Genomic DNA, 14,133 nt, shown 5'->3' on the forward strand with positions numbered 1-14,133 from the left:
TGGAGAGAGGCAGAATTGATGAAGAATGATATAGCCCAAATTAGGGGCTGGCTAAAAGTAGCTAGTACGTTAGCGGTTAGTGGTGCGATCGCGTTGTCTGGAGGAGATGTCTTAGCTCAGCAAAGCAACATTGTACCTGATAGTACACTAGGCAATGAAAGTTCGATTGTTGTGCCCAACTTTCTAGGTCTTCCTATTGAAATAATTGATGGTGGCGCTGAACGCGGTCAGAATCTGTTTCACAGTTTTCAGGAATTTAACGTTAGTGAAGGAAGAGCCGCTTATTTCTATAGTCCGAGTGCAGCAATTCAAAATATTTTGTCACGAGTAACAGGTGGAAACCCTTCTACAATTCTTGGTACGCTTGGTACCTTTGGCGAATCGAATCCTAACTTATTTTTAATTAACCCTCATGGAATTATTTTTGGAGAAGATGCCAGTTTAGATGTAGGTGGTTCATTTGTAGCAACAACTGCCAGTGGAATTCGATTAGGAAATAACGGAATATTCAACGCTTTTGAACCTGCAGCAAGCAATCTACTTACGGTAACGCCATCTGCGCTCTTTTTTAATGCTCTAACTAATCAGGGAAAAATTGTTAACCGCTCCACTGCAACTTCCACGGCACTACTAGGAATTTCTTTTAGAGAGTTATGGTCAAGTGGTTCTATTGTTTTTCCTAACATTAGTGGACTTCAGGTTCCAGAGAATCAGAGTTTATTTTTAGTAGGCGGTGATGTCAGCTTAGAGGGCGGAATTTTATCTGCGCTAGGGGGGCAAATTGAGTTAGGAGGCTTGGCAGAGGTAGGGGTAGTAGGACTAAATGTAGATAGCAACACTCTTAGTTTGAGTTTTCCAGATGGTGTAGATCGAGCAGATGTATCTCTCACTGATGGCTCTCAAGTGAATGTAACCGCTGGAGGTGGAGGGAGTGTAGCGATCAACGCTCGGAATTTGAATATTTCAGGTTACAGTTCTCTATTTGCAGGAATTGATGAAGGGTTGGGAGCATCTGGCTCTCAGGCAGGAAATATTACACTTAATACTACAGGAGCTACAACAATTGTAAATAGTATAATTTTAAACAATGTGGCATCTGAAGCTGTAGGTAAGGGCGGTGATATTAACATTAATACACAGGAACTATCCCTAACTAATGGCAGTATTGTAAGTGCTAGAACGTTTGGACTGGGAGATGCGGGTGACGTAACAATTGATACTGGGCGATTGATTGTCCAGGATGGGTCATTTATCTCAGCTTCTACAGCTGATCAAGGTCAAGCAGGAACTTTGAAGGTGATGGCGTCAGACTCTATAGAACTAGTTGGTACTAGAGCAATTAATACTCCTGAGGGCTTAGTTACCCGACCTAGTAGCTTACTGGCTCAAACTTTTGGTAACGGAACGGGGGGCAATTTAATAGTTGAAACTAAAAATTTAACTATCCAAGACGGGGCAGGAATATCAGTATCTACTTTTAACGAGGGTCAGGGAGGAACTTTGATGGTAAATGCCTCAGATACAGTAGAACTAATTGGCACATCCTCATCTATAACCTCAGCGGTGGGTACTCCCTTGGCTAGCCTGTTACTAGCTGCAACTTTTGGCTCTGGAGACGCTGGGAATTTGCGAATTGACACTAATAAGTTGATTGTACGAGATGGGGCACAAATCCAAGCTACCACTGGAGGCGAGGGTCAAGGAGGAACTATAGAGATAACTGCTTTAGAGTTTGTAGAACTGATTGGTACTTCCTCAGTAGGCGGCTTTTCTAGTGGCTTGTTTACTGAGGCTTTGCGCTTGCCTAATACTGCAGATGGTGGAAATGCTGGAAAGTTGACAATTGAAACTGGAAACTTAATGCTCCAGGATGGAGCGCGGGTATCAACAGCTACTTCTGCAAGCGGTAACGGTGGCGATATTGATATCAAGGTGGGTTCAGCTTCCGTATTTAATGGCGCGCAAATTAATGCTAGTACCAATGGAGAAGGCAGAGCTGGGAGCATCAATATCGATGCACGTGATACTGTTACACTTGATGGAAACAATACTGGACTGTTTGCTAACACTTCTGGACAACAAGATGCAGGAAACTTAACCATTGATACTCAGGAACTAGCAGTCCGTAATGGCGCAAAAGTAGAGGTTCGCACGGCTGGAAGTGGTGATGCGGGATCTTTGACTGTTCGGGCTTCTCAAGCAGTAGAAGTGAGTGGCGAATCAGCAGATGGTGATTTCAGTTTTTTGTCCACCGCAACTGAGAGTAGTGGAAATGCAGGAAAGTTGACGATTGAAACTGGGCGGTTAGTTGTTCGAGACGGAGGTGTTGTATCAACTAGTACCTTTTTTGGTGGTGAAGGAAAAGGAGGAAATTTACACATTAGTGCTGCTGAATCGGTAGAGATTATTGGAACGACAGCAGATGGTCAGTCTCCCAGTGGTTTAAGTGCTGAAACACGTGGTTTTGGAGATGCAGGTAACTTAACAATTGACACTGGACGATTAATTATTCGTGACGGAGGAACCGTAACTGCAGAAACCTTTGGAGAGGGCAATGGGGGAAATCTCACTGTTAACGCTTCTGAGTTGGTGGAAGTAACTGGTGGTGCACCGGATGCTTCTTTTTCTAGTGGATTATCTGCAGAAACACGCGGTTTTGGAGATGCAGGAAACTTAGAGATTATAACTAGTCATTTAGTTGCACAAGATGGAGGATTTGTAGCAGCTAGTGCGCGGGAAGGCAGTACAGGAAACGCAGGAAGTATTACAATCAAAGCCTCTGATTTAGTGGAAGTTATTGGCATGACTCCAGATGGAGATTTTTCTAGCGGTATATCAACCGCAGTGGAAGAAAATACTGAAGGAAATGGGGGAGATTTAACAATTCAAACACAAAGGTTGAGCATCAGAAATGGAGCAATTGTCTCTGCTTCAACTGCTGGAAGTGGTCGGGGAGGTGATATTGATATCCAAGCAGGGGTAGTAAGTTTAAGCGATCGCGCTGAGATCTCTGCTCAAAGTGTTGGAACTGGTACAGCAGGAAATATTAACATTCGTGCTGATGAATCTGTAAATGCTAATAACAGTGATATTGCTACTTCTGCTAATCAATCTGTTGGTGGTGGTATTAATATTGTCGCTGGAAATATTCGCCTGCGTGGTGACAGTGATATTCGTACTAATGTTGCTAGTGGTGCGGGTGGCGGAGGTAATATTACCTTAAGTGCTAACTCTGTTCTGGCTTTCGATGACAGCGATATTCTAGCATTTGCCCGCGATGGTCAAGGTGGCAATATTTTATTGAATACACCTGTATTCTTTGCCGAAAACTTTCAACCTGCTGCATTTAACACGAACCCAGATAACTTAGATAATAATAACCGTGCTGATGTCAACGCAAGTGGTGCTGTAGCTGGAGTTGTCACAATACCTGATGTGAGTTTTATTCAAAATAGTCTGACAGATTTGCCAGAAAACCCTATCAATACTGATACTTTAATTGCCAATAGCTGTATCGCCCGCAGTCCTCAGCAAGGAGGAAATTTCTTAGTTACAGGTGCGGGTGGCTTACCATTGCGCCCTGGAGATTCTGTATCTGCATATCCGACAGGAACTGTGCAGTCTCTTCCTGACGATACATCCTCGCGTCCTTGGCGATTAGGCGATCCTATTGTAGAACCACAAGGAGCCTATCGCTTGACAAATGGACGATTACTATTAAGTCGCGAGTGTTTTTGACATACTCCCTGACTATCACGGTGCAGGGATTCTAGTTCTTGGTTCGCAGAAGTCCACTTGCTATATCAGATTGCTCATCAATAGTAGAGGTGGTCTTCTCCCCAAGCTTTCGCTCAATAGAGCCAGATTCCTCTTGCCCAGAGGTACTGTTGCTTTGCCACTCAACACCTAACACCTTCATGCCCTTTTTTAAAATATTGATTGCCGCATTTGTATCACGACATATCTCAACCTTGCATCTAGGGCATGAGTGAGTCCTAGTACTAAGTGACTTTTTCACCCGATGACCGCAAGACGAACAATCCTGGGATGTGTAGTTGGGAGGTACAGCTACCACTGCTTTGTCCCAAATCTTACCGTAGTAGTCTAACCATTGAGTGAACTGATACCAACTAACGTCAGAAATTGATTTAGCCAAGTGATGATTCTTGACCATGTTCGCAATCTTTAGATCCTCATATACAACCACATCGTTAGAGTGGACTACGCACCGAGCAGTCTTTATTGCCCAGTCTTTACGCTGTCTTTGGATTTTTAGATGAACTCTACCACATCTATTTCTTGCTTTGTGGTAGTTGTTCGATTGAGGTTTTTTACCCTTAACAAACTTCTTACTTAAACGCTTTTGAGCCTTTTTAAGCCTGCGTTCTGACTTTCTTAGGAATTGAGGATAACTGACTGCGTTATCATTTTGGTCTTTAGTGAAGTATTTTAACCCTAAGTCCAAGCCGACTACATTGCCAGTGTATTGACCAACTTCCTTGCGGTCAGCATCAAAGCAAAATTGAGCGTAATAACCGTCAGCACGACGCACTACACGCACACGATTGATTTTTAATCTCAATAAGTCTTCCCTTGTTTCTTTGTTGCAGTACAAAGATAAGGAACCTATTTTAAATCCATCGGTGAAGACAATACTCATGCCATCGTCTGACAACTTCCAGCCAGATACCTTGTATTCGACAGAACGACAATGTTTTTTAAATTTAGGATATCCTTTCTTTTTCTCCCCTTTTTTGCAACGAGTATAGAAGTTAGAGATTGATGCCCAAGCTCTTTCGGCACTGGCTTGACGGGCGGCAGAGTTTAATGCATGAGCAAAACTAAACTCTTTGGCTAAGTCCTTGCACAGCTTATACAAGTCTGCTTTACCAACGTTTTGATTATCTATCCAATAACGGACTGCTTTATTTCTAATAAATTGAGCAGTCTTGATGGCATCATCAATAGCTTGGTATTGTGACTTCGTTCCGTTTAGTAGCTTGGCTTCTCTTACTATCATGCTATTATTTTATCATGCATTATTGCAGATAAAACAATACAATAAAATAAAAAGTCCCCCTTCTAGGGGGAGGCTTTAGACCCAATTTTTCGGTAAAAAGAAAGACAAATTAATATTTATGTTCTTTAAAACCAGCTACTCGATGCAGAAGTCAAAATAATTTTATAGAGAAAACAAAAATGCTAGCTAGCTCTCGTCGCAACAATGAGTATTTTTCTGTTGCTAGTGCTAATGAGTCTTTAGAAAAATTACGTTCAACGTCTAAAGTACTTGAGTCAGGAATTTTACCAGAATTTGACGATTCACTATTAAACAGTAGGACATCTTATAGTTCAAGTATCTCTAATTCAGTAACACCACTTGCACCTGATCCTGGGAGTACTTTGGGTACTGCATACAATCTCGGTACTCTCAATCGTCCGTTTACCCTCACTGATTTTGTCGGCAATAAAAATGTTTCTGATATTTATCGCTTTAACTTAGCAAGTACTAGTAGTTTCAACTTATCTCTAAACGGCTTAACCGCAGATGTTAATGTCGAATTACTTAATGGTAGTGGTACGCGCATTAGATTTTCTAACGCTTCTGGCACAACCTCAGAATGGATAGACAGTATCCTAAATACAGGGACTTACTATGTTAAGGTCTTTCAGCACAGTGGCAACACGAACTACCGATTAAGCTTATCTGCTACACCAATTGTCAATGGTGTCCGTACTGTTTTAGGAAACTTAGGCGCAGATACATTTACTTGGCAATCTGGCTTTAATCGTACAGTCATTTCTGGCAATGGCAATGTGGATTTTGGTAGTGGAGGATTAGATACACTGAATCTTGCTCTTGCTAACATTTCCTCAACTACAACTAGATTAAATCTTGCCAATGCTAATGGAGGAGGGGTGCTTTATAACCCTGGAAACGGTGTGCGTGTATTTGATGCGATCGCACTTAACAATAACAATCAAATTCTATTTGAAGGAATTGATCGCATTCGCTTTGCAGATCGAACAATTAACCGCTTTGTCAGACCTAATGATCCCTTGTTTAATCAACAGTGGAATTTACACATGATGGGTGTGCATAATGCTTGGTACTTTACTAAAGGTTCCACAAATGTCCTGATTGGCGTTCAAGATACAGGGTTGGGAGTTAATAACAATGGTAATGTTCACCCTGAACTACGCGCAGGCAATACTATTAGATTTGATAATAACTACCGCGATGAGTTTACAGGTGGAGACTATTACACTTCCCACGGTAGTGCAGTTCAAGGCATTATTGCAGCGAGAAGTAATAATGGCATGGGAATGAGTGGCATCAACTGGAATTCTCCGGTTTTTAATATTGATGTATTAGGCGGAAATCACGCAGATTATAACTTGGCTGACGCTACCAAAGTCATGATTAATCAAGCTAATAGTCAGGGGCGAAAGCTGATCGTTAATATGAGTTTAGGAGGGGGAGGTCGTGATTTTGCATTTGAGCAATTAATTGCTAACAATCAATCAAATGCTTTGTTTGTTATTTCCTCTGGTAACAGTGATATCAATAGTATTTCTTACCCTGCTAACTTAGCTTCAATTTATAGCAATGTCATCGCAGTAGGTGCTTCTTGGGGTACTCGTAATGCAAACAATGGTGCAACCACACCAGGCGATCGCATCTCATATCCAGAGATCTGGGGTTCTCAGTATGGAACTGGACTTACTTTGATGGGACCATCAGAGGTTATCGCACCTTATGCTAATCTCAATGGACAATTTAGGTACTGGGGAACAGGAAGCACTCCTGGATTTAATGGCACTTCAGCCTCAGCACCAAACGTCGCAGGTGTCGCATCTTTAGTATGGAGTGCTAATCGCAATCTTTCGGCTACCCGAATCAAGCAAATATTATCACAAACAGCTTTTGATTTAGGTGCAAGAGGCTACGATACAGTTCATGGTCATGGATTTGTCAATGCTGATGCTGCTGTCCGACGCGCAATGGCAATTGGACGAGGTGCTGCATAACTGCAATGCAACAATGCCTACTACTAACTACGGCGATGAACTAAAGTTGCACTAGACTGATCTGTTGCTAAAACGACTAATTCACTAATGTTAACGTGTGGCGGGCGACTGGCACAGAATAAGACAATATCTGCAATATCTTCGGCAGTGAGAGGAGTTATTCCTTGGTAGACTTTCTTTGCTCGTTCCACATCTCCATGAAAGCGAACTTGACTAAACTCAGTTTCCACCATACCAGGATCTACCGAACTAACACGTATAGGAGTACCGAGTAAATCCATCTTTAAACCTTCTGAGAGTGCTCTTACCGCTGCTTTTGTAGCACAATAGACACTACCACCTGGGTAAGCTTGATGTCCGGCAATTGAACCAATATTGATGATATGTCCTCGTTCGCGATCAACCATTCCTGGTACAAGTAAGCGAGTCATGTAGAGCAAACCCTTAATATTAGTATCAATCATCTCCTCCCAGTCTTGAATATCGGCTTCGTACAGTTTGTCTAAACCTCGGCTTAAACCAGCGTTGTTAATTAAAACATCAACATTTATCCAAGGTTCAGGAAGAGATTTCAGTGCTGATTCTACTGAGGAGCGATCGCATACATCTAAGGACAAACAATGAACCTGAGTAGCTTGCTTAAGTTCACTGGCTAGTTCCTCTAAGCGATCTAAACGACGGGCTACAAGAATCAATTTTGCTTTTTCTTGAGCAAAAGCTTTAGCACAAGCTGCCCCAATTCCACTACTTGCTCCTGTAATGAGAACAACTTTGTCTTGAATTGAAAATCCCATGTGGTTGTGTTTAATGAATATATGGCTGCTTTTAAGCCCTCCGACTAAAGTCGAGGCTACTTAAACGAAGTGTACGAAGGTACACTAATCAGGAAAATTATCAGTAATTCCACGGAGGTGAACTTTGTTTTTTAGCTGCGAATTTATTCGCACTCGCTCCTAAGCTACCAACTGATTGCGGTTAGTGTAAACTTGCTGTACGTATTCTAGGTCTAGATCGCATAAGTAATCGACAACCCAGTTGGCTTGTCGTTGCAACATATGAAATGGATAAGTATTTGCTATACCAACAACAGGAATTCCAGCACTTTTAGCTGCGGTGATTCCGGCTGGGGTATCTTCAATTGCCAAACACTCTGTTGGTTGTAAGTTTAAATCAGGTTCTAGTTCGTTTAGTTTTTCTACAGCAAGGAGATAACCATCTGGTTCGGGTTTACTTGTCGCGATATCATCGCCTGCAACAATGACAGAGAAGTATTCAGTTAAACCAAGACGATTTAAAACAAGTTCCACTTCAGAACGTAATGCACCACTGACAACTGCTAGTTTGAGATGATGCGATCGCAATTGAAAAATGAGATCTTCTAACCCTGGGTATGTGGGCAACTTTTCTAGTTTTTCTAGTTCTTGTTGATATGCTTCAGCTTTTCGTTGAATAATGCGAGTGAGATATTCATCACTGACAACTCGACCTCGACGCTGCAATAATTCGCGGATACAAGCGCGATCGCTGCGTCCTAAGCAGACTTGGCGATACTCTCCTGGCTTGGGGCGCAGATTCTCTGCAATTAAAACTTGATCGATGAGTTGCTGGTGAATGGGTTCATCGTTAATAATCACACCATTGAAATCAAATAAAATCGCTTTTAAAGTCATACTGCACTGCCTCAACTAAGCTGGAGAAGGTATCCACCCTTCAAGCGGAATGTCTTCTTCAGTGCAATTGCTCACTCCTTCCTTTTGTATTATCGGTTTTACCCCGCGAGTGACTTGATGAATGAACCATAAATCTTTTGTCTGCACAGCTCCAAACCCTGCTGCACCCATCCAAGCATCAACACTTGCTGCTGCAAAGTCACGGATGTACGGTTCTTCAAATACGTTATTGAGCCAATCTAGTTGACGCAGTGTTTTTTGATTTCCATCGAGAATTAACACTTCACCTCCGGTGGTGAGTAAGCGAAAGCTTTCTTGCAAAATGGCTTGAGAAACAGCTGATGGTGTCTCGTGGAACAGTAATGAAGCTGTGACAACATCAAAACTAGCATCAGGAAATCCTGTATGTTCCGCATTCCCATGACGCCATTTGATATCTAGATGAGCAGTTTTTGCCTTATGCTCTGCCATCACTAACATATACGGCGATAAATCTAAACCAATCACCTCAGCAGAAGGAAACGCCTGTTTGAGCATTAGTGTTGTTGATCCAGTACCGCAGCCTAAATCAAGAATGCGTCGTGGATGACTTTGAATTGTGTCAATTAGTCCCTGACGTATCAGAGTTTCGTTCGGCGGTAATACATATTGCGTAATCGGATCGTAAGATACAGCTGCGCCAGGGTTGAGATAGCCCCGCTCAATGCCGTGGAAGTTTTGACTGCTGTAATATAAAGGTGTTTCTACATCCGCTCGCCGAAATCTTGCTGCTTCTTGCTGCCAATCAATACTCTCATAAAATTGCCGCAACTCTTTTTCATTAATAAATGAACGGACAATAGGTGAGAGAAAACGTTCCCAAATGGTATCTTGCCTCGGCATAGGAATTAATCTAAATAAGCGTGGATGGCGATCGCATTAAGGTTTATACCCTTTCTTTACAAATTGTAATATACAACTGCTAAGAACTGCTCTAATTGTCAGCGTAATTTCTAGCACTAATTATATAAGTTTTAAATTTTTACATGAAATATTCAACTCAATTAATAAAGAGTACATTTCCTTCTTTTGGGTGATGCATTTTTTTTATTAACTTTACCTAACAAAAATGATAGCAATATTAAATTGAATGAAACTAGAAAATGACAAATATTATGCCTATCTAATCAGACAATAAGTTTATCATCTACTCAAAGGATCAAATCATGCTACATCGCCAAGAAACAGCAGGACTTGTTGTAATTACTCAACCTACACATTCTTGGATTGCTGGTTGTCTAGCAAGGATGTGGGGAGAACAATGTGGTTTTGCTCCTAGAGAAGAAGTTTGTCTTGCAGCTGAACAGCATGATATTGGCTGGGTAGGATGGGAAACTGCACCCACTTTAAATTTTGAAACAGGATACCCCCACAACTTCATGGAATTGCCAACTGAGATACATACGCAGATATGGTCAGGTGCCAAAAAATTAGCATTACCCTTTGGTAGGTATGCAACCCTTCTTGTCTCACTGCATGGTACTGGATTATTTGAGCGTTTCCGTAATTGGCAAGAGTCACCCACATCTTCTCAGTTAGTTAAAGCTTATTTAGAGCAAGAATATGATTTTCAAGAACAGTTGATTGCTAACCTAAAGAACGACTCACATTATGCATCTTATGCTACTCCAGAAATTATTGATCGTAACCGTTCTCTAGTTGCGCTTTGGGATACGCTTTCGCTGACTTTATGTATGGGGCTACGCGAAGAGAGGCAATTTTATCAAGCCCCTATAGGATCAGGTGAAATGACACTTACTTTAACTCCTATAGAGAATGACATAATAAAAGTAAATCCTTGGGTATTTGAACAAAATGAAGTAACACTTGTCTATGAAGGGCGACTATTACAGGAAAAGTTTGTCGATGAAACCACAATGCGTAATGCGTTAGAAAATGCAACGTGGGTAAGTATTGTTAATAGATTAATTCCAGCCTAATTAAATTTTTAATAAAAGCGATCGCTCATGGTAAAACTATCAACACAAAACCTCACTCTAGAAGAGTTTCTCAAGCTGCCTGAAACTAAACCAGCTAGCGAATATGTTAACGGTCAAATTATCCAGAAGCCCATGCCCCAAGGAAAGCATAGTAAGTTACAAGGTAAGTTAGTTACTGCTATCAATGAGTTAGCTGAGCCGCAAAAGATTGCCCTTGCCTTTCCAGAACTTCGCTGTACCTTTGGTGGGCGCTCAATAGTACTTGATGTTGCTGTATTTAGCTGGGATCGTATACCTGTTGATGAAAATGGAGATATTGCTAATGTATTTACATCTGCTCCCGACTGGACAATTGAGATTTTTTCTCCTGATCAAAGCCCAACTAAAGTAATTAGTAATATTTTACATTGTCTAACACATGATTGTAAATTAGGTTGGCTAATTGATCCAGATGAGAAATCAGTTATAGTTTATCCACCAGGAAAACAACCAATTTATTTTGAGGAAGCAAAAGACTTACTCACTGTACCTGAGTTTTTAGAACTAAAACTTAAAGTAGAAGATTTATTTAATTGGTTAAGAATATAGAAAATAGTTTTGGGTTTGGTTTTGGCTAGCTACTAGCTATTTTTTATATTTAAGTAATTTCTCAGTAGTCTTTACTATGCTTAGTCAGCTAAAACGTTATATCAGTTAAAAAGACAGATATTAGCGATAACGGAATACAAAAAATGGCATACAGTAAAGGTGTAGCACAATTAGGATTATTTAGTGCAAGCATCTTGACATTCTTTTGTACTACTGCAATACCAGAAAAGTACTAGCTGAAGATAGTCTAAGCACAAATAATTTAACTAATTTAGAGACAAGCGATCGCTTAGACAATTTGAAGTTGCACACTTCTCAGGAATTGAAATTAGAGAAGAATATCGCAACAGTATTAGTTAATCAGTCTGTTAATGAAAATGACTTTACGACTACAGAAGTCGATAGCTCAAAGTTCAATGACAGCAACGTGAATAATAAATACCAAATTACATTAAGTACAAATTCTCAGCAAATAGAAGTTTCTCGCAATGCAGTAGATTTGTTGGCAGAAAATAGTTTAGAAAAGCAGTTCTTGATAGGTAAACTTGGTTTAGATACACTTTGTCGTGCTTTTCCGTTAAATTCACGCTGTACCGACTACCAAACCTCAGAACAACAAGCACAACGGTCTATATAACTCAGACAACGCTTATCACCATCAGAAGTAGAACGACAAAACTTAGAAACACGCTTATTAGAAAGATTAGCAGTTGCATCAGAAGCACCTGTGCGGAGTAGTTTTGCACTAGGAGCTAAAGTGAGTGCTTTAGGTGTTGGTCTTGAGGGTATTGGTGCAATTTCACCAATTTTAATGGCAGAGTAGGATTTAATTATTTGGGATTCAGTAGTGGTTTTACACAAAATGAGATTGATTACGACGGTGATTTACAACTACTAAACGCTACTGGAATGCTTGATTGGTTTCCTTCAAGTACAAGTGGTTTTCGAGTGACTGGTGGTGTAGTCTATCAAAACAATCGAGTTGATGCGATCGCGCGTCCGGCTGAAGTCTTAGAAATTGGTGGTATTGAATTTCCGCTAGCTGTAGTTGGTCAACTTGAGGGTTCATTAACATTTCCTAACACAATTGCACCTTATATTGGCATTGGTTACGGCAATCCGGTGAGACGCGGTAGTGCATTCAGCTTTAATATCGATTTAGGTGTTTTATTTCCAGGTTCACCACAAGCAGATTTGCAAGCAACAGGTCCAGGTGTAGATATTATTGGCGGAATTCCTATATTAAATAATTTACTAGAGGATGCGATCGCCCAGGAAGAACAGGATATTGAAGATAACGTCAGTTGGCTTGGCGTGTATCCAGTACTTTCTATCGGAGTTTCTTATTAGTTTTAATGACAAATTGGTGCTGGCAATTCTTTCAGCAATGATTACACCTGCTGTGCTCATTGTTGCTCTTTTTCACATTCAAAAGCCTCTGTTTTAGCGCGGTATAATGCAGCATCCGCAGCACGAAGGAGTTCTTCTGGAGTATGACCATTTTCTGGAAAACAGGCAACTCCTAGAGAAAGAGTAATGTTATTAAGTAACTGCTGACTGTACTGTACTCTAGAATGACTTGTTAATCAGTTAATCAGCACCCTGGTCAATTGTTGCCGCATTTTAGCTTCTATCAACACCTTGCGCTATACTTTGCTACAAATGGGAAGCAGAGGGAGCAGAGGAAGAAATTAACTATAGTTCTTATAAGAGTGAAATGGTATTACACCTTCCAAAGCAAAATTTGGATGTGGCAGTGCACATAGCATGTCAATCACAAACACAAGCTATCAGTGATTATGGTTGCGATGCTTGCACTTCGCTTCTCACAATCTCTACAAGTACAGCATTGATTTTATTAGAGTCTAGTTGACTCATTATGAGTGTTCCTTTCGATGTATTCTTGACTAGCACCACCACCGTCAATTTGTACTTGAATTGCTGGTTCGTAGCCTTCTGCTGCACTACGGATTTGTGCCACACTCGATAGCAATACGCCGTAAACTACTTTAGAGAAAATATCTGCCATCGTGTAGAGAAATTGTCGCGTTACGGCTGCCCACGCACCCCATGCGGGAAAAGCCTTCCAAGCCCAAGGTACCAAGTAGGCTAAGGGATAAAGCGTCCAAGAAATCAAGATTAACCACCAAATTGTCCCCATGGTTTTATAGGCTTGGCGAGGTAAATTTTCACGTGATTTGAAGATCCAATTCCCCATCATATAGAGAATGTAAACGTAGAAAACGGTACTTACCGCACCCCAAAAGAGAAACCAACCAGTGTTTGTAATTTCAAAGTATTGTCCGATATATCCGGTGTAAATCATTAATAAACCAGCAGTGATGAAGCGAAACCGCAGCTTGCGGAAACGTCCTGGCGTGACATCAATCACAAATAACATCTGAGTTAGCAAACATGGTACATCAATTGACCAATTAAGGTAACGATAACCATTCGAGAACGTGCTTTCTGTAATATCTGCCTGCTGTACCAACACCCAGCCCCCAAACTGTTCCATCAAAGGCAAATGCTGACAGCCACTCTACTAGTTGCAAACCTAGAATTAAGAAAGCTGACACCATGACGACAGCAGATAGCGTCGATGATGGTTGAAATCGCGGCAACGAGCGACTGTTAGTTGTAATAAAGTATACAAACCCTACTGCCATCACACTCACACCAAGTGTTAATAAATGCGATATTAATTGGTGCTGTACTGGCGAGTAAGTGAGTAAGTTTTCCATAATCGTACCTTCTGGTACGACTACAGTCTGTGCTATTAAATTTTGTATAAAGGAAGTTGTCAGCACTCCTAAATCAAACATTAATTATCCTCATTAATTGAACAGTAAAACAAGTAAAAA

At 40.9% G+C, this 14,133-nt stretch carries 12 protein-coding genes and 1 pseudogene; 6 read left to right on the plus strand and 7 right to left on the minus strand.

What is annotated here, in order from left to right; translation table 11 throughout:
* Positions 1-18 precede the first annotated feature (18 nt).
* The gene (locus CSQ79_RS08635; protein WP_099700791.1) at positions 19-3,738 is read left to right on the plus strand and encodes a two-partner secretion domain-containing protein; all 3,720 of its coding nucleotides are present in this window, start codon (positions 19-21) and stop codon (positions 3,736-3,738) included.
* A gap of 31 nt (positions 3,739-3,769) precedes the next feature.
* Here CSQ79_RS08635 and CSQ79_RS08640 read toward each other — a convergent pair whose 3' ends face one another.
* Positions 3,770-5,020, minus strand: a complete 1,251-nt coding sequence (locus CSQ79_RS08640) for an RNA-guided endonuclease InsQ/TnpB family protein (protein WP_099700792.1) — start codon at positions 5,018-5,020, stop codon at positions 3,770-3,772.
* A 179-nt stretch (positions 5,021-5,199) separates the two neighbouring features.
* On the opposite strand from CSQ79_RS08640, the gene CSQ79_RS08645 reads away from it, so the two are divergent.
* The gene (locus CSQ79_RS08645; RefSeq protein WP_099700793.1) at positions 5,200-7,032 is read left to right on the plus strand and encodes a S8 family serine peptidase; all 1,833 of its coding nucleotides are present in this window, start codon (positions 5,200-5,202) and stop codon (positions 7,030-7,032) included.
* Between the two features lie 23 nt (positions 7,033-7,055).
* On the opposite strand, the gene CSQ79_RS08650 is transcribed toward CSQ79_RS08645, so the two are convergent.
* The 3 genes from CSQ79_RS08650 to CSQ79_RS08660 all read right to left on the minus strand — a co-directional run bounded on the left by CSQ79_RS08650 (position 7,056) and on the right by CSQ79_RS08660 (position 9,584).
* Entirely contained in the window at positions 7,056-7,826 is a 771-nt protein-coding gene (locus CSQ79_RS08650; RefSeq protein ID WP_099700794.1) for an SDR family oxidoreductase, read from the minus strand.
* 159 nt (positions 7,827-7,985) lie between these two features.
* Positions 7,986-8,702, minus strand: coding sequence for an HAD family hydrolase (locus CSQ79_RS08655; RefSeq protein WP_099700795.1), 717 nt, complete (start codon positions 8,700-8,702; stop codon positions 7,986-7,988).
* Positions 8,703-8,717: 15 nt separating this feature from the next.
* Positions 8,718-9,584, minus strand: coding sequence for a methyltransferase domain-containing protein (locus CSQ79_RS08660; protein ID WP_099700796.1), 867 nt, complete (start codon positions 9,582-9,584; stop codon positions 8,718-8,720).
* 323 nt (positions 9,585-9,907) lie between these two features.
* Here CSQ79_RS08660 and CSQ79_RS08665 point away from each other — a divergent pair, with 323 nt between their 5' ends.
* The 4 genes from CSQ79_RS08665 to CSQ79_RS08680 all read left to right on the plus strand — a co-directional run bounded on the left by CSQ79_RS08665 (position 9,908) and on the right by CSQ79_RS08680 (position 12,619).
* Complete coding sequence (locus CSQ79_RS08665) at positions 9,908-10,681, plus strand: DUF3891 family protein (protein WP_099700797.1); 774 nt, start codon at positions 9,908-9,910, stop codon at positions 10,679-10,681.
* A gap of 27 nt (positions 10,682-10,708) precedes the next feature.
* On the plus strand, positions 10,709-11,269 hold the full coding sequence (locus CSQ79_RS08670; RefSeq protein ID WP_099700798.1) for a Uma2 family endonuclease: 561 nt from the start codon (positions 10,709-10,711) through the stop codon (positions 11,267-11,269).
* A gap of 205 nt (positions 11,270-11,474) precedes the next feature.
* Positions 11,475-11,906, plus strand: coding sequence for a hypothetical protein (locus tag CSQ79_RS08675; protein ID WP_099700799.1), 432 nt, complete (start codon positions 11,475-11,477; stop codon positions 11,904-11,906).
* 197 nt (positions 11,907-12,103) lie between these two features.
* A complete protein-coding gene (locus CSQ79_RS08680; RefSeq protein ID WP_099700800.1) occupies positions 12,104-12,619 on the plus strand; it encodes a hypothetical protein in 516 nt (171 codons plus the stop codon).
* 56 nt (positions 12,620-12,675) lie between these two features.
* On the opposite strand, the pseudogene CSQ79_RS08685 reads toward CSQ79_RS08680, so the two are convergent.
* The 3 genes and pseudogenes from CSQ79_RS08685 to CSQ79_RS27045 all read right to left on the minus strand — a co-directional run.
* A pseudogene (locus CSQ79_RS08685) lies at positions 12,676-12,834 on the minus strand (diguanylate cyclase domain-containing protein); the annotation flags it as partial.
* Positions 12,835-13,127: 293 nt separating this feature from the next.
* Positions 13,128-13,787, minus strand: a complete 660-nt coding sequence (locus tag CSQ79_RS08690) for a bacteriorhodopsin (protein WP_099700801.1) — start codon at positions 13,785-13,787, stop codon at positions 13,128-13,130.
* Positions 13,705-14,094 (minus strand): hypothetical protein, encoded by a 390-nt coding sequence (locus CSQ79_RS27045; RefSeq protein ID WP_143755441.1) that lies wholly within the window; start codon positions 14,092-14,094, stop codon positions 13,705-13,707. Before CSQ79_RS27045 ends, CSQ79_RS08690 begins: the two co-directional genes overlap by 83 nt.
* Positions 14,095-14,133: the final 39 nt, after the last annotated feature.

Source organism: Gloeocapsopsis sp. IPPAS B-1203 (assembly GCF_002749975.1).
Classification (GTDB): Bacteria; Cyanobacteriota; Cyanobacteriia; order Cyanobacteriales; family Chroococcidiopsidaceae; genus Gloeocapsopsis.